This window comes from Haloarcula sediminis (assembly GCF_035656455.1).
GTDB lineage: Archaea > Halobacteriota > Halobacteria > Halobacteriales > Haloarculaceae > Haloarcula > Haloarcula sediminis.
On sequence record NZ_JAYMGA010000009.1, the window covers coordinates 33,402 to 52,616 of the forward strand.

At 65.5% G+C, this 19,215-nt stretch carries 20 protein-coding genes and 1 tRNA gene; 8 read left to right on the forward strand and 13 right to left on the reverse strand.

Annotated elements, in window-relative coordinates; translation table 11 throughout:
- Window positions 1-230: 230 nt before the first annotated feature.
- Together VJ162_RS15195 and cmk are read right to left on the reverse strand one after the other, a co-directional pair.
- Window positions 231-1,313 (reverse strand): aminopeptidase, encoded by a 1,083-nt coding sequence (locus VJ162_RS15195; RefSeq protein WP_324665474.1) that lies wholly within the window; start codon window positions 1,311-1,313, stop codon window positions 231-233.
- 137 nt (window positions 1,314-1,450) lie between these two features.
- A complete protein-coding gene (gene cmk, locus VJ162_RS15200; protein WP_407066867.1) occupies window positions 1,451-2,068 on the reverse strand; it encodes a (d)CMP kinase in 618 nt (205 codons plus the stop codon).
- A 90-nt stretch (window positions 2,069-2,158) separates the two neighbouring features.
- Between cmk and gnd the strand changes: the two genes are divergently transcribed.
- The 4 genes from gnd to VJ162_RS15220 all read left to right on the forward strand — a co-directional run bounded on the left by gnd (window position 2,159) and on the right by VJ162_RS15220 (window position 4,694).
- Window positions 2,159-3,058 (forward strand): phosphogluconate dehydrogenase (NAD(+)-dependent, decarboxylating), encoded by a 900-nt coding sequence (gene gnd / locus VJ162_RS15205; RefSeq protein ID WP_324665475.1) that lies wholly within the window; start codon window positions 2,159-2,161, stop codon window positions 3,056-3,058.
- 194 nt (window positions 3,059-3,252) lie between these two features.
- On the forward strand, window positions 3,253-3,834 hold the full coding sequence (locus VJ162_RS15210; RefSeq protein ID WP_324665476.1) for a 2Fe-2S iron-sulfur cluster-binding protein: 582 nt from the start codon (window positions 3,253-3,255) through the stop codon (window positions 3,832-3,834).
- Between the two features lie 30 nt (window positions 3,835-3,864).
- A tRNA-Arg gene (locus tag VJ162_RS15215) sits at window positions 3,865-3,937 on the forward strand.
- A 370-nt stretch (window positions 3,938-4,307) separates the two neighbouring features.
- Window positions 4,308-4,694, forward strand: coding sequence for a winged helix-turn-helix domain-containing protein (locus VJ162_RS15220; RefSeq protein ID WP_324665477.1), 387 nt, complete (start codon window positions 4,308-4,310; stop codon window positions 4,692-4,694).
- Between the two features lie 63 nt (window positions 4,695-4,757).
- Here VJ162_RS15220 and VJ162_RS15225 read toward each other — a convergent pair whose 3' ends face one another.
- Complete coding sequence (locus tag VJ162_RS15225) at window positions 4,758-5,450, reverse strand: hypothetical protein (RefSeq protein WP_324665479.1); 693 nt, start codon at window positions 5,448-5,450, stop codon at window positions 4,758-4,760.
- A 98-nt stretch (window positions 5,451-5,548) separates the two neighbouring features.
- Between VJ162_RS15225 and VJ162_RS15230 the strand changes: the two genes are divergently transcribed.
- Genes VJ162_RS15230 through queC form a run of 3 tightly spaced genes read left to right on the forward strand, consistent with a single transcriptional unit; the run spans window position 5,549 to window position 7,506 of the window.
- Window positions 5,549-5,998, forward strand: a complete 450-nt coding sequence (locus tag VJ162_RS15230; protein WP_324665481.1) for a 6-pyruvoyl trahydropterin synthase family protein — start codon at window positions 5,549-5,551, stop codon at window positions 5,996-5,998.
- On the forward strand, window positions 5,998-6,783 hold the full coding sequence (locus tag VJ162_RS15235) for a 7-carboxy-7-deazaguanine synthase QueE (protein ID WP_324665483.1): 786 nt from the start codon (window positions 5,998-6,000) through the stop codon (window positions 6,781-6,783). Before VJ162_RS15230 ends, VJ162_RS15235 begins: the two co-directional genes overlap by 1 nt.
- Window positions 6,784-6,807: 24 nt before the next feature.
- Window positions 6,808-7,506, forward strand: a complete 699-nt coding sequence (gene queC, locus VJ162_RS15240) for a 7-cyano-7-deazaguanine synthase QueC (protein ID WP_324665484.1) — start codon at window positions 6,808-6,810, stop codon at window positions 7,504-7,506.
- Here queC and VJ162_RS15245 read toward each other — a convergent pair.
- The 4 genes from VJ162_RS15245 to VJ162_RS15260 form a co-directional block, all read right to left on the reverse strand.
- Window positions 7,494-7,889, reverse strand: a complete 396-nt coding sequence (locus VJ162_RS15245) for a methylglyoxal synthase (RefSeq protein ID WP_324665485.1) — start codon at window positions 7,887-7,889, stop codon at window positions 7,494-7,496. The genes queC and VJ162_RS15245 overlap by 13 nt on opposite strands.
- A 45-nt stretch (window positions 7,890-7,934) precedes the next feature.
- Entirely contained in the window at window positions 7,935-8,198 is a 264-nt protein-coding gene (locus VJ162_RS15250; protein WP_324665487.1) for a HalOD1 output domain-containing protein, read from the reverse strand.
- Between the two features lie 124 nt (window positions 8,199-8,322).
- Entirely contained in the window at window positions 8,323-8,985 is a 663-nt protein-coding gene (locus tag VJ162_RS15255) for a helix-turn-helix domain-containing protein (protein ID WP_324665488.1), read from the reverse strand.
- Window positions 8,986-9,240: 255 nt separating this feature from the next.
- Window positions 9,241-9,705: a deoxyuridine 5'-triphosphate nucleotidohydrolase gene (locus VJ162_RS15260; RefSeq protein WP_324665490.1), complete on the reverse strand. Its 465-nt coding sequence runs from the start codon at window positions 9,703-9,705 to the stop codon at window positions 9,241-9,243.
- Between the two features lie 123 nt (window positions 9,706-9,828).
- Between VJ162_RS15260 and VJ162_RS15265 the strand changes: the two genes are divergently transcribed.
- On the forward strand, window positions 9,829-11,805 hold the full coding sequence (locus tag VJ162_RS15265) for an aconitate hydratase (RefSeq protein WP_324665491.1): 1,977 nt from the start codon (window positions 9,829-9,831) through the stop codon (window positions 11,803-11,805).
- Between the two features lie 723 nt (window positions 11,806-12,528).
- On the opposite strand, the gene flaJ is transcribed toward VJ162_RS15265, so the two are convergent.
- Genes flaJ through VJ162_RS15295 form a run of 6 tightly spaced genes read right to left on the reverse strand, consistent with a single transcriptional unit; the run spans window position 12,529 to window position 19,157 of the window.
- On the reverse strand, window positions 12,529-14,277 hold the full coding sequence (gene flaJ, locus VJ162_RS15270) for an archaellar assembly protein FlaJ (protein ID WP_324665493.1): 1,749 nt from the start codon (window positions 14,275-14,277) through the stop codon (window positions 12,529-12,531).
- A gap of 2 nt (window positions 14,278-14,279) precedes the next feature.
- The gene (locus VJ162_RS15275; RefSeq protein ID WP_324665495.1) at window positions 14,280-15,953 is read right to left on the reverse strand and encodes a type II/IV secretion system ATPase subunit; all 1,674 of its coding nucleotides are present in this window, start codon (window positions 15,951-15,953) and stop codon (window positions 14,280-14,282) included.
- A 14-nt stretch (window positions 15,954-15,967) separates the two neighbouring features.
- Entirely contained in the window at window positions 15,968-16,729 is a 762-nt protein-coding gene (locus VJ162_RS15280) for an ATPase domain-containing protein (RefSeq protein WP_324665497.1), read from the reverse strand.
- Window positions 16,726-17,169, reverse strand: a complete 444-nt coding sequence (locus tag VJ162_RS15285) for a flagellar protein G (RefSeq protein WP_324665498.1) — start codon at window positions 17,167-17,169, stop codon at window positions 16,726-16,728. The genes VJ162_RS15280 and VJ162_RS15285 overlap by 4 nt, the downstream gene beginning before the upstream one ends.
- Before the next feature lies 1 nt (window position 17,170).
- The gene (locus VJ162_RS15290) at window positions 17,171-17,602 is read right to left on the reverse strand and encodes a flagellin (RefSeq protein WP_324665500.1); all 432 of its coding nucleotides are present in this window, start codon (window positions 17,600-17,602) and stop codon (window positions 17,171-17,173) included.
- Window positions 17,586-19,157, reverse strand: coding sequence for a FlaD/FlaE family flagellar protein (locus VJ162_RS15295; protein WP_324665502.1), 1,572 nt, complete (start codon window positions 19,155-19,157; stop codon window positions 17,586-17,588). The genes VJ162_RS15290 and VJ162_RS15295 overlap by 17 nt, the downstream gene beginning before the upstream one ends.
- Window positions 19,158-19,215: the final 58 nt, after the last annotated feature.

A 19,215-nucleotide genomic window follows, 5' to 3' on the forward strand; every position in this document is an offset into this window, starting at 1 on the left:
ACGGTGGTATGCGTCGCCGGCACATAGGTGTTATCGCCGCGGTGACGACGGGTCAGCCAAGCGATAAAACCGGCGTACGTCGGCCGGAACCTTCTTTGCTACCAGTGTCGAATCCCCGAGCGCACCCACTTTGGGTGCCACCACCCCCCACCCCACCCCTTTCGCGGACTGGGCCAGTTCCCACCTGAGCCACAGCGTCGGCCGCCACATGGACGGCTCACGCCGCTGGCTTACTCCCAGACGAACCGTCCGTCCGCCTGGACCGTCTCGCCGTCGACCTCCAGCAGCGACCCCTCGCCCATCGTCGTGATGAGGTCCTCGTGGACCGCGCTCTCGTTGCCCGCCTCGCCCTCCGGCAGGCAGGCGTCGTAGGCCCGCCCCAGCGCGAGGTGGACGGTCCCGCCCATCTTCTCGTCGAAGAGGATGTTGTCGGTGACGCGGTCGACGCCGCGGTTCATCCCGACGCCGAGTTCGCCCAGCCGGCGCGAGCCCCCGTCGGTCTCCAGTATCTCCTCGATGACGTCGGCGCCCTGCTGGGCCTCGAAATCGACCACGACGCCGTCCTTGAAGGTCAGTTTCACGTCCCGAACTCGTCGGCCCTGGACGGTCATCGGCACGTCGAAGGTGACGACGCCGGCGGTGTCGGCTGGCGCGGTGAAGACCTCCCCCGACGGGAGGTTGTGCGAGTCGTAGGCGACGCTGGCGGCGGAGTTGACCGCGGTTCGCCCGCCGATATCGAGCGTGAGGTCCGTCCCCTCGGCGCGGATGCGGACCGTCTCGCCCGAGTCGAGGATGTCTTTCAGTTTCGCTTGCTCCGCCGCCAGAGCCTCCCAGTCGCGCAGGGTCGCGTCGTAGACGAAGTCCTGATACGCCTCGTAAGCCATCCCGGCCTGCTGGGCCATCGCTCTCGTCGGATGCTGCGTGGAGACCCAGTCGGTGTCGAGGCGGGCTTCACGGATTCCCTGGCGGGCCTTCGAATGGGCCTGACGAACGCCACCGGGCACGTCGGCGCTCCCGGCGGTGTTGTTCGACCCCTTCAGAATCAGGACGCTGTCGGCCCGGTCGTACAGCGCCAGTTCGTGGTCGGGGTTGCGCTCGAACTCGCCGCCGTGAGCGCGGAGGTAAGCGCGCTGGAGTTCCGGCGAGCGGTAGGTCGAAAGCAGGTTCGCGCCTTGCTCGCCCAGTTGCTCGGCGACGGCGACGCCCAGGTCGTGGGCACCCTCGCCGACCTCGACGACGACGTCGTCGCCGGCCTCGATACGGGCGCTCCACTCGACGAGCGTTCGTGCGTGCTCGCGTACGCGTTGGTCCATGCCAATCGCAGGGCTCGCGGGACCGAAAACGTACCGTTCAGACGGCGGGCGGGGCCTCATACTGTCGGCTGTAAGTACGTGGAGATATTCGACACCGCGGGGTGCCGAATTCTTCCGTAATGTTACAGCCGACAGTATCAGACCTCGATGTCGACCGGGGTGGTCCCGAACGCGCCCTCGTCGGACTCGGGGTCGTACTGCTCGATAGCCGCCCGGACGAGTTCGAAGACGCCGGTCTGGCTCCACCGGGCGGTGTTCAGGTGGAGGTCGTACAGCTCCAGGTCGTCGACGTCGATCTCGTAGTAGGACTCGTAGCGCCCGGCCTCGCTAACCTCGCGGACGCCCATCTCGGCGGCGGTCTCCTCGCGGTCGGCGATGCGGTCCATCCGTACGTCTTCGGGCGCGTCGAGGTAGATGCGCAGGTCGGCGCGGTCGCCGGCCAGCCAGCCGGCCAGGCGCGATTCGAGGATGAAGGGCTTGTTCGCCGTCCCCCACTGCTCGGCGATATCCCGGAGCCGCTGGTCCAGGGCCCGGTCTATCTCGTCGGACTCCTGGGCCTTCGCGCTCAGCTGGGTGATAGTCATGTCCCGCTCCGCGGCGATGTCCCTGAAGATGTCGCCACCGGCGACGTACGGGCAGTCCATCGCCTCGGCGAGGCGGGTACACAGCGTCGACGCGCCACAGCCGGGCGGGCCCGAAACGGTGATAAACAGGTTCGAATCTATCAGCGGTGTCCCGGAGCCGTGCTCGCTCATGGGCCCCCCATCGGCGTGTACATTGAAAGAAGGCGCGGTTCCGGGCAGTCGAACCGCAACCCCTACCTGCCCGGTCACTGAGTCTCCGATATGGAACTCGGCGTCATCGGACTCGGGCGGATGGGACGCATCGTCGTCGACCGCGTGCTGGATGCGGGCCACGACGTGGTCGCCTTCGATATCGACGAACAATCCGTGGCGGACGCGGCCGACGCGGGCGCACGACCCGCGGAGTCCATCCCGGACGTCGCCGAGTCGCTCTCGGGCGATAAGCGCATCTGGCTGATGGTGCCCGCGGGCGACCCCGTCGACGCGGCCCTGGACGAACTGGAGCCACACGTCGACCGCAACGACGTCGTCGTCGACGGCGGCAACTCCCACTTCGAGGACTCGATTCGGCGGGCGGCAAAGACCGAGGCGGCGTATCTCGACTGTGGCACCTCCGGCGGCCCCGCCGGCGCGGAGCTTGGCTTCTCGCTGATGGTCGGCGGCAAGCAGTGGGCCTACGACGAACTCGTCCCCGTCTTCGACGCCGTCGCCACGGGACCGGACGGACACGACCGCATGGGGCCGGCCGGGTCGGGTCACTACGTCAAGATGGTCCACAACGGCGTCGAGTACGCGCTCATGCAGGCCTACGGTGAAGGGTTCGAGCTGCTGGCCAACGGCCGCTACGACCTCGACCTCGAAGCGGTGGCAAACACCTGGAACAACGGCGCGGTCATCCGCTCGTGGCTGCTGGAACTCTGCGAGGAGGCCTTCCGCGAGGAGGGCAACGACCTCGGCGACGTGGCCGACCGCGTGGAAGGGGGCTCGACGGGCACCTGGACCGTCCAGGAAGCGCTGGAACAGGAGGTCCCGGTGCCGCTCATCTACCAGGCGCTCGGGGAGCGCTTTGGCTCGCGAGCCGACGACGGCCGGTTCTCCCGTCGCCTGGCCAGTCGGCTGCGCTACGGCTTCGGCCGGCACGAGGTCCCGCGTCGGGAGTGACCGCGGTCCGACTGCGAGCGATGTGACACGTCGCCCGACTGTGAGCGGCCACAGTGCAGGCACGGGCGCCAGCGGACACAGCCATCCGGGTTGGCAACGACACGACTGCAAACGGCGGGCGCGGGCACGGGAGGACGGCGGATTGGGACCGAAAAAACAACAGCTAATTAAATCAGTACTCCAAAGCCACCGATATGGTATCACTCGTAGGCGTCCTCTCCGGGGCCACGCTGACCCTCCTTGTCGTAGTGTTACACTACGCGAAAGGGACCGGCTGGGAGGCTTCGGAGGACATCTCGCAGGAGGTCCTCGAACAGCGCGCCGCGACGGTGCCGGAGACGGAGTTCCCGGAGCCGTACAACCGCTCCATCGGCGGCGGCGGCGCAGCTGCCATCCCGGCCGGCGAGGCCGAGGGCGAACTCGGCGAGGCCGAGGAAGAGGAGGAAGACGCCGGCTTCGACCCGGACGACATCGCCGAGGACGAGGTCGAGTACTACGAAATCGAGTTCGCGAAGGAAGGCGAGACCATCGAGGTCGCCAGCAACGAGAACCTGCTTGAGGCCGGCGAGGAGGAGGGGTGGGACCTCCCTTACGCCTGCCGCGAGGGCCAGTGTATCTCCTGTGCCGGCCAGATATCCGACGGCCCGGCCGAGGAGTACATCCGCCACAGCAACAACGACTCCCTGATGGACGACGACATGGAGGACGGCTACTGTCTGACCTGTGTGGCCTACCCCACACAGGAGTTCACGCTCGAAACCAGCGAATCGCCATAGCGGACGCGGTTTTCACCACCGAGGCTCTGTGGGCGGCTAGTTCAGCGGACAGAACGCCTGGTTCCGGACCAGATGGTCGGGGGTTCGAATCCCTCGCCGCCCGTACAGTGAGACGGTGAGCGACGCGAACCGTCGAACGAACCGGCAGCGAGGATTCGAAGCACGGCACGAGCGACCGGCGGGAGCGAAGTGCAGGCGGTTCGAATCCCTCGCCGCCCGTTTGCCGGCGAACGACAGTGAGCCGTGCAAACAGCCCGTGGATGCGAACCCGGGGAGTCACAGCGGCCGACCGCGGGAGGCCGACCGTCTCCACTCGGTGTGAATCTCGCCGCCCGCTGTCTGTGAGCAAAGCGTGGGTGATAGATACCTGTGAGCGTTCGCGGCGCGGACTGTCACCAGCGGGCGAAGACTGGATTAGTGATTTCACAGCAACATATATTAGTGGCGTCGGCGAAGCCAGAAATGACAGCCATATGGGGAGCCAAGAGGACCAAGCGTCCGATCTGGAGTTCATCACCGGGGAGAGCGGCATCGACTATCCGCCGCCCGACGACCTCTTCGAGGCGCTGACAAACAGCACGCGCCGTCGGCTGCTGGCGGCGTTGCCGCCGGAGTCGTCCGTGACGTTGGACGAGCTCACCGATATCCTCGCCGGCGACCAGACCGCCAGCCCGGACGAGTGGGCGAAAGTCCAGATAGAGCTCGTCCACGCTCACCTGCCGCTTCTCGCCGAGGCCGGGCTGGTCACCTACGAGGACGAGGAGATAACACGAGCCGCGTATCCGGAGCCAGTCGGGGAGCTCATGACGTTTGCCGGGGAGTACGAGGCGGCGATAGTGGAGACCGACCCCCGCCGGTGAGCGTCGGCGGGTCCGCTCAGCGGGCGAAGGGCTGGGGCGTGGTGGTTCACTGGCAACGAGCGGTCACGTCTCGTAGGCCCGCTCGATGTCCGCCTTCGCCTGCGGGATGACGCGCTGTTCGGCCCGGCGCATCGACCGGAGCGCCTCGTCGGTGAACTCGACGTCGAGGGTCGGGAGCGCCCGGGCCAGCCCGCCCAGCACGTCGCCGGGGTCGATAGTCAGCTCGAACGCGAAGGCCTCGCGCTCGTCCCGCAGCGGCGTGGTGAACACGAAGTGCTCGTCGACCATCGACAGCGCCGCCTCGCGGTCGTAGGCCGCGGCGACGGCCCCGAAGAAGTCGTCGCTGTCGGCCGCCACCAGCGGCGCGAGCGCGTCGCCGAAGGCGCGCTGGCGCGAGAGCAGTCGCTCCCTGATGGCCTCGCGGCGCTGGCCGCGAACGTCCCGGCGGAGCGAGTCCCAGTAGAGGTCCCGGGCGAGCACCTCGTCGGCGTAGGCGGCGAAGTCGGCCTCCCGGTCAGCGGCGTAGTCGAGTACGGGGTCGAACTGCCGGCGGAGCGTCCGCTGGTACTCCCGGAGCTTGGGCCGGACGACGTGACGTTCCAGCGGCCGGCTGTTCTTCAGGAGCTTGCTCGCCGCGCGGGACCCGCCACTCTGGGAGCCCCGGAGGACGGCCGCCACGTCGAAGGCCTCGTAGGTCTCGTCCACGAGGTCGCTGAGGTACCGGTCGAACCCCTGCTCGACGGCGTCTCGGGTCATACGTGCCGGTGAGGGCTCTACCGACCTATCGTTTGTGCCTGTCTCTCACACCGTTGGCCTGCCGAACGACTTATGTCGACCTCCGATAATCACGGGATATGCCCCAGCGAATATCCGAGTCGGCCGACCCAGTCGCCACGGCGGGCGAGCGGGAGCTCGTCGTCGGCGGCGACCGGCCGATCCGCATCTCGGCGGGCCACCGGCTCATGCACCACGACGGGAAGTGCTCGCGCCCGCACGGCCACAACTACGAGGTCACCGTCCGCGTGACGGGCGAGCTCACGGACGAGGGCTGGGTCGTCGACAAGGGCGAGGTGACGAGCGTCATCGACGAGTGGGACCACCGCTTCCTGGTCGAACAGGGCGACCCGCTGGTCGAGGCCTTCGAGGAAAGCGGCGACGGGGACGCCCTGGTCGTGCTGGAGCATCCGCCGACGGCGGAGGTGATGGCCGCCATCTTAGAGGACAGGCTGACAGACCGACTTCCCGAGACCGTCTCCGAGGTGCGCGTGGCGGTGCGGGAGACGAGCGAGCTCTGCACCCGCTGATGCCGGTCGCCAGCGACACCGATGGGCTGGACGAGGCCGTCGAGCGAAGCGCGGACGCGGCCGACGGCGACCTCCCAATCAATGAGCTGTTCTGCTCGCTGCAGGGCGAGGGGCGCCTGGCGGGCGTGCCGAGCGTCTTCGTCCGCACCAGTGGCTGCAACTTGCGCTGTTGGTTCTGTGACTCCTATCACACCTCCTGGGAGCCGACGGGCGACTGGTACAGCGTCGACGACATCGTCGCCGCGGTGGACGACTACGACGCCGACCACGTCGTCCTGACCGGCGGCGAGCCGCTGGTCCACGACGCGAGCGTGGACCTGCTTTCGGCACTCGCCGACCGGGGCTATCACACCACCGTCGAGACCAACGGCACCATCCCCGTCGACGCGCCCATCGACCTGGCGAGCGTGAGCCCAAAGCTCGAATCGAGTACGCCGACGCCCGAGCGGGACCCGAAGGGCGACGGCGAGTGGGCCGACCGCCACGAGGACCGGCGCCTCGACGTGGACACCCTGGCCGCGCTCGTCGAGAACTACGAGACGCAACTCAAGTTCGTCGTCACCGGGCCGGCGGATATGGCCGAAATCGAGGCGCTGGTCGGCGACGTGCGCGATGCCGCCGACGCACCCGTCCCCGACGACGACGTGCTGTTGATGCCGGAAGGACGGACCCGCGAACAGCTGGACGAGACCCGCCGCGTCGTCGCGGACCTGGCCCTGGAGTATGGCTACCGGTACACCCCGCGGCTGCACGTGGACCTCTGGAACGACGCGCCGGGCACCTGACTAAACTTTGCTACCGCTACCACGATGACCACCGACACCCGCGCTGTCGTGCTCGCCTCGGGCGGCATGGACAGCGCCACGGCGGCCTACGAGGCACAGGCACGCGGCTACGAGGAGCTGTATCTCCTGCATACGAGCTACGGACAGAACACCGAACAACGGGAGTTCGAGTGTGCGACGGCGCTTGCGGACCACGTCGACGCGGCCGACTTCTGTCACGTCGAGACGAGCCACCTCCAGCAGATAGGGGGGTCGTCGCTCACCGACGACGGGATGGACGTCGCGGAGGCCGACACCGACAGCGACGAGATTCCCAGTTCCTACGTCCCCTTCCGCAACGCCAATCTGCTGTCGATGGCGGTGTCCTACGCCGAGGCCAACGACTGTGGCGCCGTCTTCATCGGCGCCCACAGCGAGGACTTCTCGGGGTATCCCGACTGCCGGCCCGCCTTCTTCGAGGCCTTCCAGACCGTGGTCGACGTGGGGACGAAACCGGAGACGGAGATCGAACTGCTGGCGCCGTTCGTCGAGTGGTCCAAGACCGACATCGCCGAGCGCGGCCTCGAACTGGGGGTCCCCTACGCGGACACGTGGAGCTGTTACCGCAGCGACGAGCCCGCGTGTGGGACCTGTGACGCCTGCGCGTTCCGGCTCGAATCCTTCCAGGCGCTGGGGGAGAGAGACCCAATCGACTACGAGCAACGGCCCGACTACGCCGACTGATCGGTCGCTTCGGCGTCGCGGGCGAGCCCCTCGATGATGTACTCGCCGGCCGGCCGGCACGTCGCCAGGGGCACGTTGTGGACGTCACAGATGCGCACCAGGGCGCCGATATCGGGCTCGTGTGGCTGGGCCGTCATCGGGTCCTGCAGGAAGACGACGCCGTCGACCTCGCCCTCGACGACCTCCGCGCCGATCTGCGTGTCCCCGCCGACGGGGCCGCTCTCCTTGCGTTCGACCTCCAGACCCGTCTCGGTCGTGATGCGCTGTCCGGTCGTACCCGTCGCGACCAGATCAAACGTCGCGAGTACGTCCTCGTACTCCTCGACGAGGTCTATCATCGTCGGCTTCTCGTCGTCGTGAGCGATGAGTGCGACTCGTGTCATACCTGCCATCTCACGGTGTGGCGATATATGGATGCTGGATAGGGGTTAGGCCACCGTCACGTCGCCACCCGCCGTCACCGTGACCTCGTTGCCCTCGACGTCGAAAGTGACGGTGTCGTCGTCACCGTCGCCGACGACCGCGCGCAGCTTCGCCGCGTCGACGTAGGACCCGATGTAGTCGATGTCCTCGTCGGTGAGGTCGGTGGCGTCGAACAGCGCCTCGGTGATGACCGCCTCGGCGGGCTCGGGGCTGACCCACTCGTCGTCGCGACCCCGTATCATGTACACGGTCCCGTTGTCCGATTGCATAGACGGATATACACACCGTACCCGTATAACGGGCTACGAGCTGTTTCAGAGCGTGAAACAGCCCGCGAGACGGGCCAGGGGCTGGTGATGTCCGGGGTCGCTCCCGACAGCGACGACCCACGTGTCAGTGCTGGCGTGACCCGATGGACGGGCGCGCGGGCGCGGCGAGCGTGTTCGCGACGAGTGTCTGTGTGCCCCGCCGGAGCCGCTCGGAGGCGGCCTGGCTGGAGATGTCCAGCTGGGCAGCGAGGTCCGACAGCGAGGCGTTGCGCGGGACGGTGTAGTAGCCCCGCTCCAGCGCGAGCAACAGGACCTCCCGCTGTGGGTCAGTCACGCCGAACTGCGTCGACGCCTCGTCCTCGTCCTCGCGCATCCGTTTGACTTCCACGTCGAACCCATCGGCGACGAGGTCTTCCCGGAACGTGAGCAGTGAACTCCGGTCGGGGAACCGGGCCTGGACGACCCACTCGTCGTCGATCAGGTCTGCCCGGACAAGCATCCCGTCGGCTGTGAGGAGCCCGCGACTCATCGCGTCCAGCGGTTCGTCGACCGTCGTGATGGCGTACCAGTGACCCTCTGCTTCTGGCCCCAGATGCGACGTCGGACCGGCGGTGTCGTCGCCGGCCAGCGCCGAGTCCACGGTGTCGCGGTCGGACACGTCGACCCAGACGGATGCCCGACAGCCACCGTCGACGCGGTGGAGGCGCTGTATCGAGACGGCGCCGTCGGGTAGCCGACCCGCGGCCGCTCGAAGGAACCCTGTCTCTATGTGAAATGTGACTATCACGTAACAGATTCCGGCTGCAACTTACATAAAACTCTGGCAAACAGCGACGGTCAGACAGGCCACACCGGCGGCTGTCTGTTCAACGCCGAGCGGCGGATTCCGCCGGTTCGGTACAGCCGGCAGCTGTGTGGGGCGAGCCGAGAGGGGCTGTCAGAGGCACGAGTCGCCCGACGTCGCCACCACCAAGCTATATTACTTGCCGATACCACTTAAATGCGCAGCATGGTGTGAGAGGTGTCGACACGGCAGCGGGCCCTACGGGAGGTTTTCGCCCTGATAGCTCCCCTCGTACGTGCCTTCGTGGGCCGCCTCGGCGAGGACTAGCTGGGCGATGCGCGCGCCGGCTTCGAGTTCGATGGGGTGGTGGACCTGAAGCAACCCCTCGCCGCGGCCCTCGTAGCCCGCGTCCCAGACGGCGGTGTTCAGCATACAGGAGTTGCGCAGCAGGGACGACCGGGGGTACAGAAAGCCCACGTGGCCGTCGGGGATGACCACGCGGTCGCCGTACTCGACGATGTAACCGCCCGTATCGAGGGTATAGACGCCGTCCTCCGGCTCGACCTCCCGCCGGTCACCGACCGTCTTGCCGTCCCGGCCGACGCGGCCGGGTTCGACCTGCTCGTACACCGCGCCAAGCGTCAGGTCGACGCCGTTTGGCTGTATCTGTGCCGCAGTGAGGTCGTCGAGCCTGTCGGCCACGAACCGTCCGCTCTCGAACATACCGTCGCTGGCACCGCAACGGCGAAAACGCTACCGTTCGACACCGCCGGGGGTTGTCGGATGATGAAAAATAGGGAGGGATACGCGGGATTTATACCGGCGCGCCGTCGATTGACGGACGTTATGGGACAGACGCTCACGGAAAAGATTCTCGACGACCATCTCGTCGAAGGGGAACTGACCCCCGGAGAGGAGATCGGTATCGAAATCGACCAGGTGCTGACACAGGACACGACGGGGACGCTCGTCTGGCTGCAGTTCGAGGCCCTCGGCCTCGAAGAGGTCCAGACCGAGCTGGCCGCCCAGTACTGTGACCACCAGACCTACCAGTTCGACTTCAAGAACACGGACGACCACCGCTTCCTGCGCTCGGCCGCCGGTACCTTCGGTGCGCACTTCTCGCGGCCCGGCAACGGCATCTGTCACAACGTCCACAAGGAGAACTTCGCCGCGCCCGGCAAGACGATGCTTGGCTCGGACTCCCACACGCCGACGCCCGGTGGCCTGGGCGAACTCGCCATCGGCTCCGGTGGCCTCGACGTGGCCGTCGCCATGGGTGGCGGCGCCTACTACATCGAGATGCCCGAGGTCGTCAACGTCCGACTCGAAGGCGAGCTGCCCGAGTGGGCCACCGCCAAGGACGTCATCCTCGAGTTGCTCCGTCGCCTCTCGGTCAAGGGCGGCGTCGGCAAGGTGCTCGAATACACCGGCCCCGGCGTCGAGACCCTCTCGGTGCCCGAGCGGACCACCATCACCAACATGGGGACCGAGCTCGGCGCGACCTCCTCAATCTTCCCGACCGACGAGAACACGAAAGACTACCTCGAACGGCTCGGCCGCGAGGACGTCCACGTCGACATCGGTCCCGACGAGGACGCCGAGTACGCCGACGAGATCGTCGTCGATCTCTCGGAGCTCGAACCCCTCATCGCCAAACCCTCCATGCCGGACAACGTCGTCCCGGTCAGCGAGGTCGCCGGCACGGACGTCGACCAGGTGATGATCGGCTCCTGTACCAACGGCGCCTACGAGGACATCCTCCCCGGCGCGAAGATGCTCGAAGGGCGCAACATCGACAAGAAGACCGAGATGATCGTCGCCCCCGGCTCCAAGCAGGCCTCCGAGATGCTGGCCCGCGAGGGCTGGACCGCGGAGATGATGGCCGCCGGCGTCAACTTCTCGGAAGCGACGTGTGGTGCCTGTATCGGCATCGGCCACGTCCCCGCCTCCGACTCGGTGTCGCTGCGGACCTTCAACCGCAACTTCGAGGGCCGCTCCGGTATCGAGGACGACAACGTCTACCTCTGTTCGCCGGAGGTCGCCACCGCGGCGGCCATCAAGGGCGAAATCGTCGACCCGCGCGACCTCGCCGAGGAACTGGGCGACCTCGAGGCCCCCGGCCTGGAGATGCCCGACCAGTACATCGGCAGCTCCGAATCGGACCTCATCGCGCCCGACGAGGCCGTCGACGACGAGCTCATCAAGGGCCCGAACATCGGCGACGTGCCACTGAAAGACCCCCTCGAGACCGAGGTCGGCGGTGAGGCCCTCCTGAAGATGGAGGACAACATCACCACGGACCACATCATCCCGGCCACGCAGGACATCCTGATGTACCGGTCGAACGTCCCGAAGCTCTCGGAGTTCACGCTCTCGCGAGTCGACGACACGTTCGCCCAGCGCGCGCTGGACGCCGACGGCGGCGTCCTCGTGGCGGGCGAGAACTACGGGCAGGGCTCCTCGCGCGAGCACGCGGCGCTGTGTCCGATGTATCTCGGTATCGAGACCGTCCTCGCACAGAGCTTCGCCCGCATCCACAAGGCGAACCTCTTCAACTTCGGTATCGTCCCGCTCACCATCGACGAGGACACCTACGAGAAAATCGAGCAGGGCGACGACATCGAGATCGTCGACGACGCCGCCGACGCGGTGCGCTCCGGGCAGGAGGAGTTCACCATCCGCGTCAACGACGACTGGGAAGCGTCGGGCTACCTCGACGCCTCCGAGCGAGAACGCGAGATTCTGGCCGCCGGTGGGAAGCTCTCCCACACGAAGGCCCAGCACGAGGACGAGGGCGGCGCCGCGCCCGCCGACGACTAAGTAGGCCGTCTCACCGCGCTTTTCTTTTGCACAGTCCGTGAGCGTCGGCGCTGTCGATAGACAGTAGCTATGTTACAGCGCCTTAGCAAATAGAGGACGAATGAACTGGGCCTGTGGGCGTTGTGGGACGGTACACACGCAGAACCCGAGCGCATGTCGAAACTGCGGGGGGACAGCGTTCAGACCAGTCCGTGATACGGATTTGCCGAATACGGGCAGCCAGGGTCCAGAAGCGGTTGAAATGGAGCAAACACAGACCTACGGAACGACTCCTGAGCCCGAATACGATTCCAGCCCCGACGTTGCGGTCGACGGCTCTGTCGATGTCCCAGAACAACCCCGAAAGAATACCCTGACCCAACAGGAATCTCGGTTCAGGAACTGGCTCCAATGGGGACGACAAAAGTTTGGAGCGACGCTGCGTGCGCCGATGGGGCTTTTCCGGGAGTTATTGCTCCCGATTCTGGCGTTTGTGCTTGTGATTGTGGCTGTCTGATGGCTTCTCTCGTGACCGGTCCTTCGACCGGCCGTGCGCGAGTGGCGTGGCACTGCCACGCCCGAGCGAAGGCGGGGAAGGGCAGGCTGACCAGAGCATCCGGCGGCTTTGCCGCCGGTTCACCGGAAGCGCGCCAGATGGCGCGCTTCCGGCCTTTTTGTACTAAATTTTTGCGAGGGGGGTGCCCGCAGCGCCTTCGGCGCGAGGACACCCCCCGAAGTAAAAATTTAGATTTGCAGAAACTGCGTCACCAGCCACTTCGTGAAGGTCCCCGTGACCCCGCCGATCCAGGCCAGCAAGACGAAATGCAGGTAGGTGTTGCCCTTGTGGCCGCCGTCGATGGTCCGTATCATCAGCGCCGACAGCATGGCCGAGAACATGATGATGACGACCAGGAGAAACTCGATGAGGGGGATGTTGTAGACGCTGGTGTTGATGAGGGAGTTGACGTCGAGCCGGCTGCCGGCGTTGAGGTCCAGAGACATTTCCGCGAGGATGTTGACGACCTGCAGGCCGATGAAGAAAGCGAACGTCGAGGCGGCGGTAATCCCGTACAGCAGGCCGACCATCGTCGTGGTCGCCTGTTTGCGCTTCTGGCGCAGTTGCAACACCTGGTTCATGTTGGCGGCGATGAGCTCGCCCAGTTGTTTGGGCGAGCCACCCATCTCGCGGCCGATGAGGTACATCTCGGAGAACGTCTGAATGAGGTAGGAGCGACAGTCAGCCGTAAAGAAGCGCCACGCGGCGGTGGGTTCGATGCGCATGTTGAGCCGCTTGTAGAGATCATCGACGTTGGGGGTCAAGGCGCCGAAGTCCTTCTTTCGGAGGGTGCGAAGCACCTGACCGGTCGTGGACTGTTTGGCCCCCTCGGTCGCACCCAGCGCGCGGATGAAGCTGGGGAACGCCTCGTCGCGGCTCTTGACCCGCTGTTCTTCCTGACGGAAGACGATGCCGGGGATGAGCATCGGGGTGATGGGGACGACGGCGTAGAACGGCAGCGGGACCGAGTCGAGGAAGAAAAAGAGCTCTTCGAGTCCGATCGGCGAGACGCCGAACATCCCCCCGAGCGTGACAAAAAGGAGGACGGCCGAGAGCCCGACGCCGGCGTACATCGACTTGTCGAGGCGCTCCTCGATGGGCGAGGGATACTCCTCGGGGTGGAACCACACCGGGTCGTAGGGTGCCATCGACCGGATGGCGAGATAGAAGCCCGACTGGACGAAGATGTACATCACGATGACGGCGCTTACGGTCATCGTCGGGTTCGTCCCGGTAAGCACCGGCAGGACGACGGCAAACACCAGGGCGAACGTCATCGAGAGGATCATCGACAGGTAGAGGTCTTTCATGACCTCCAGGCTGTCGAGCGAGGAGCGATAGACCGTGGTGTAGTGCTGGATGATCTGCTCCTGTTCGGACAGCAAGTAGTCCTCTAAGGACTGGCCGGCCCCGAGCGTGTAGGCCAGCCGGTCGAGGAAGTCGGCGAAGGCCTCGCTTGGTACCTGCTTTGCGCGGCGGCGACAGGCGTCGTCGAGGCTCTGGTTCCACGTGTCGACGAGCTGGACGATGCGGTGCATCTCCATGGCGAGTTCGCCGTACTCGTCCTCCTGGGCGAGCGTGCGGAACACCTCCATCCGGTCGATTTTCGTGGTCGCCAGCACCGTCATGTGGGTGATCATGAGGTGAAAGCGGTTGTTGAGCTCGCGCTTGCGCTGGGAGAGCAAAATCTTGGGATAGAAGAGGGCCGAGGCCATCGCCAGGAAGCCAAGCAGCGGGATGGGTGCCCGAATCATCATCGACAGGTCAAGCAGCACGGCCGCCACGACCGAGAGGATGAAAAAGACGATAGAGGGAATCAGGATGAAAAAGAGGTACCGCTCCAGGGGAATCGTCATCTGGCGGTACGACTCCACCAGGCCCTGGACGGTCTCGGTGATGGTCAGTTCGATGCCGCTCTCGGCTTCGCTTTGGGCCATGGTCAGTTGGGCCGGGAGATGTTGAACGGAATCCCTTCGACGCCGTCGCGCTGGAAGTCCGAGATGAAGTCGTTGACCTCGTGGTAGCCGGTGATACCCTCCTGGATGGCGCGTTCTATCAGGTCGGCGCGGAACCGGAGGTCGTCGTAGATGTCGCGGGTGTCCTCGTACCCAAGCAGCGTGGCGATCTGCTCTTCGAGGACGAAGGAGTTGTTCATCCCCTGGAAGACGATCTCGTCCTCGACGGGGTCCCAGTTGAACACCTGCCGGGTGACGACGCCGTCCATCTCCTTGGAGTACCCCTCTATCTCCTGGACGCTCGTGACCCGGCGAAGCACGTCGTCGCCCTGTTTGACGCGGTTCTGGAACAGCGCCACGTCGGCGACGTCCATGAACGTCTCGGGGACGTTGATGGGTTCGCCGGTGAACCGCTGGATCATCGAGACGATGTCGCTGGCGTGGAAGGTAAGCATGACGGGGTGGCCGGTCTGGGCCGCCTGGAAGGCCATCCGACCCTCCTCCCCACGGACCTCGCCCACGATGATGTAGTCGGGACGCGAACGCAGCGCGGCGGCGACGAGGTCGAACATGTCGATACTCGTCCCCTCGTCCTCGCCCTCACGGGTCAGGAGCTGTTGCCACGTGTTGTGGGGTGGGAGCACCTCGGCGGTGTCCTCCGCGGTGTATATCTTCGCGTCGTCGGGGATGAACGAGGTGATGGCGTTCAGCGTCGTCGTCTTGCCCGAGGCGGTCTCCCCGACGACGAACACCGTCTGCTCGTTTTCCAGACAGAGCCAGAGGTACGCCGCCAGCTCGGGCGAGAGGGTCGCCCACTTCGTAATCTGGAAGATAGAGAGGGGTATCTCGTCGCCCTGACGGATAGTGAGGGAGGGGCCCTTGAGGCTCACGTCGTCGGAGTAGATGAGGTTCAGACGCGAGCCATCGGGCAGCGTGGAGTCGACGATGGGGTCCGAGTCCGAGACGGGGTCGCCCATCCGCTCGCCCATGTTGCGCAGCCACTGGTCGAAAGACTCCTCGCTCTCCCACTCGACAGTGGTCTGGAGCATCCCGTAGACCCCGTGGTCGACGTGGCACTCGTCCCGGCCGATGACGTGGATGTCCTCGTTGGCCGGGTCGCGCATCACCGGCTCCAGGGGGCCGAGCCCGACGATGTCGCGGTTGAGCCGATAGAGGATGTTCTCGTAGGTGGACTCGGTGACTTCGACGCTGCCGACGTCGGTGATGTTCTGCAGTCGGGTGAGGACGCCGCTGTCGCTGTCCTCGTTGCGGATTCGGGTGGTCTCCTGGAGGAGTTCCTCGATGCGGTCGTCGTACTCCGATTCGCTCTCGGGGGCTGGCTTGTTGACGCTCTTCTGGAGGAGTCGGTTCCGGACCTTATCGAAGACGACGCTCTCGTCCTCGTCGAGTTCGGGCTCGATGGCGTAGTACTTCGTGTCCTGGCCGATGTCGCCGTAGACGTGACAGAAGATGGGGCCCCCGACCGGGTAGAGGACGTTGGGCCGGTCGGACTCGTAGTCGCTGTCGGCCTCGTCGATAAGCATCGGGAACTCCCCGGTGATCTGTTTGAACTTCTTCAGATGGTCCCGCAGGTGGGGCCGACGGGCCGCTATCTGTCGCAGTTCGTCTGATGGTTTCGCGCGTCCGTGGTCTGTCATAGCGTGGATACCCCCTAGGCGACGCTCCGCGATTCGATGACGATCCCGGTCCCCGACCGAACCGAGAACCCGATAGTGTCACCGACCTGTTCGCCCATCCCGGCAAAGCGGAGGACGTTTATCTGGCGGCGGGTGTCGTTGCCGACCTCGATCATCTCCAGTTCGATGAACACGTCGGCGATGGCGCGGAAGGGGCCGATGGCCTCCTCGTCCAGCGTCGACGGGTCGACGGTTATCATGATGCATTTGCCCTCCGAGATGATGTCCCGGAAGTAGGATATTATCTCCAGAGCGGCCTGGCGCTCGTCGTTCTGGCGGACCAGGGCCTCGAACTTGGGGTCGTTGCGGAGGATGGCGTCGAACGTGTCGATGACGACGACGTCGGCGTCCCACATCACGTCGGCCTCCATCAGCCGACGGAGCAGCTCCTTGCGGTCCTGCTCCTCGTCGTTGCCCGAGAACGTGTTCGAGTCCCCGATGTCGGCATGCAGGAAGAGGACGTTCTCGTCTAAGATGTGATCGACCATGTCATAGGACAGCGAGTGCATCTGGTCGAGGAAGCTCCCGACCGTCAGCTCCGTCGAGAGGTAGGTCACGTCGTGGCCCTCCTCACAGAGCCCATAGGTGAAACGCTGGCTCATGGCCGACTTGCCGGCCCCGTAGTCACCCTCGACGAGGATGATACTGCCCGGCGGGATACCTCCGCCGAGTTCCTTGTTCAGTCGGTCGTGGTCGTCCAGTCCAAGCGAGAACAGGTCAGTACTTGCGATGCTCATAGTCGGAACTCAAACACCTCCTCGTCACCGTTGACAGTTATCTGGACGCGGTGGTCGCCGGCGTCCAGCGACTGCTGGATCTCCAGCCGGACGACGGTGCCGGGCTGCCAGGCGCCGTCACCGTCGGCCCGTGTCACCGAGTAGTCGGTGACGAACTGGCCGTTGACGAGGATATCCAGCACGCCCGGGTCGGCGGCCAGCCGTTCCGTGCCGGTGTTTTTGACGTACAGCGTGATGGTTCCGCTGTCGTAAATGGCGTCGCTCCCGCTGTCGGATATCACCTCGATGTCGGTCCGGACGTCACTGCTGACGTCGAACCCCTGCTCGGAGATGGCGCCGCTCAGCTGCCCGATGCTGCTGGTGAACACACCGGCGACGCTTGCGGCTATCATCATCGAGGCGATAAAGAGGATGAGATGGGAGACGGAGACACTCGCCACGTCAGACCACCTCCGCCGTCGCGGCGACGCCCGGCCCGGTGACGATTTTCACCTGGCTGGGCTGGGGCGCCGTCGTGGTGTTGATAGCCAGCGTCTCCCGTGGGAGCCAGAGGTCCGTCTCCTCGTTTCCCTCGACGGCCGTGCGGTACCCCGTCTGGTAGCTGTTGTCGGCGAGGACGTCGACGTCGCTGACCGACAGCTCAGTGGCGCCGGTGTTCTCGACGGTTATGTTGAGGTAGTTGGACACGTCGTTGTAGTTCACAGTGGTAATCTCTATGTCGGTGTTGGTCCGTTCGAGCTGCCGGTCGGAGCGGTCCTCGCGGGCGTCGTTGACCAGTTCGGTGCTGTTTGCCGCCGCGGAGTAGAACATCCCGAAGCCGATGAAGGCGGCGACGAAGATGAGGGCGGCCGAGCCGCTAACGCTGAATCCCATCCGAGCCACCTCCCACGAGCTTCGAGAGAGCGACGGCTTCGGCGCCGCTGTCCTCGTCGAGCTGCGAGATGTAACGCAGGCTCTCGGTGTGGTGGTCGATAGTGAGGCCGTCGCCCGAATCCGCGACGTCGTCGAAGCCCCGCAGGTAGTCCGCGAGGTCGTCGGCGACGTCTTCGTCTATCCAGCCGATGGTCTCGTAGTAGTCGATTGCACGGGACGCCTCGCGGTAGCCGGCCTGGCTCACCAGGAACTCCAGCCACTCGATGATTATCAGGTCCGCCGCAAACCCCTCCGGCATCGTCGCCAGGTAGGGCTTGCCGTCGTCGTCGGCAGCGGCGTCCTCCGTGGCGTCGGTCGCCGGCTCGGGGTCCGGGTCCGGTGCTGGCTCGGCAGTCGGTTCGGGCTCGGGTTCGGGTTCCGGCTCGGGTTCGGGTTCCGGCTCGACTGCCGGGTCGGGTTCGGGTTCCGATTCGACGGCGTCCATACCGTCGCCTTCGTCCTCGATGACCTCGTCGAAGAGGTCGTCGTCTTCGAGACCGCTCTCGTCCTCGTCGAACCCGTCGCCGTCGAGCATCTCGTCGCTGTCATCGAGCATTCCCTCGCCGTCGTCGAGCATCTCCTCGCCCTCCTCGCCGTCGGCCCACTCGGCGTCGCCCGACTCGTACTCGTCTTTCAGCTCGGCGAAGGACTTGCCGCCCTCCCCGTCGTCGTCGCTGTTCTCGTCGTCCGTATCGAGCCCGTCGTCCATACTCATGTCGTCCTCCTCGAACTCCTCGTCGAACTCGCCGCCGTCGTCCTCGAAGCCGTCGTCGAGGTCGTCGTCGAAGCCGTCATCGAACATGTCGTCGCCCTCGTCCATGGACATCTCGTCGTCCATCGACATCCCGTCGTCCTCGACCAGGTCCTCGTCGAAGAACCCCTCGGCATCGGCGCTTGCGACGTCGTCGTCGATGTCCTCGCCCTCGTCGTCGCCGCCGTCGTCGTCGAAGAGGCCAAAGGAGCCATCGCCCATGCCGCCACCGCCCATGCCGGCGTCGACATCGTCGGCAAAGGGGTTCACGCCTCGGGTGACCATCTCGTAGATGTCGAGCAGCTTCCGGACGTTTTCCTGTACCTCGTCGACGGACTCTGAGATGGACTCGTTCTCCGTTCGGACGGTGTTGACCGTCGAGGAGAGGCTCCCGACCTCGTTTTCGAGCTCGTCGATTCGGTGTTCCAGCTCGTCGGTGTCGGGGCCGGTGGCGTCCTCCATGTCCCCGAACTCGTCGTCGCCGAAACCGCCCATGTCGTCGCCGTCGTCGTCTAAGCCGCCCAGCCCGCCGAGGTCGTCGCCACCGTCGCCACCGCCGTCGTCGCCCATCAGCCCGCCACCGCCCATGTCGTCACCGCCACTGTTGTCCTCGTCGCTCTCGTCGTCCGACATGATCGAGTCGAACATGTTCTTGATGCTCATCCCGACCAGGCCCCCGGACAGCAACACGACGAGCGCTGGAACCAGCGCGGCCACGTCCGGAGCGAGTGCCTGTAACGTCGGCACGAGAGCGAGACTACTCATCGTTTAGAATAATTCCCGCAGATACCCTTGAATATTCCGTCTAGCTTATCATAGTTGA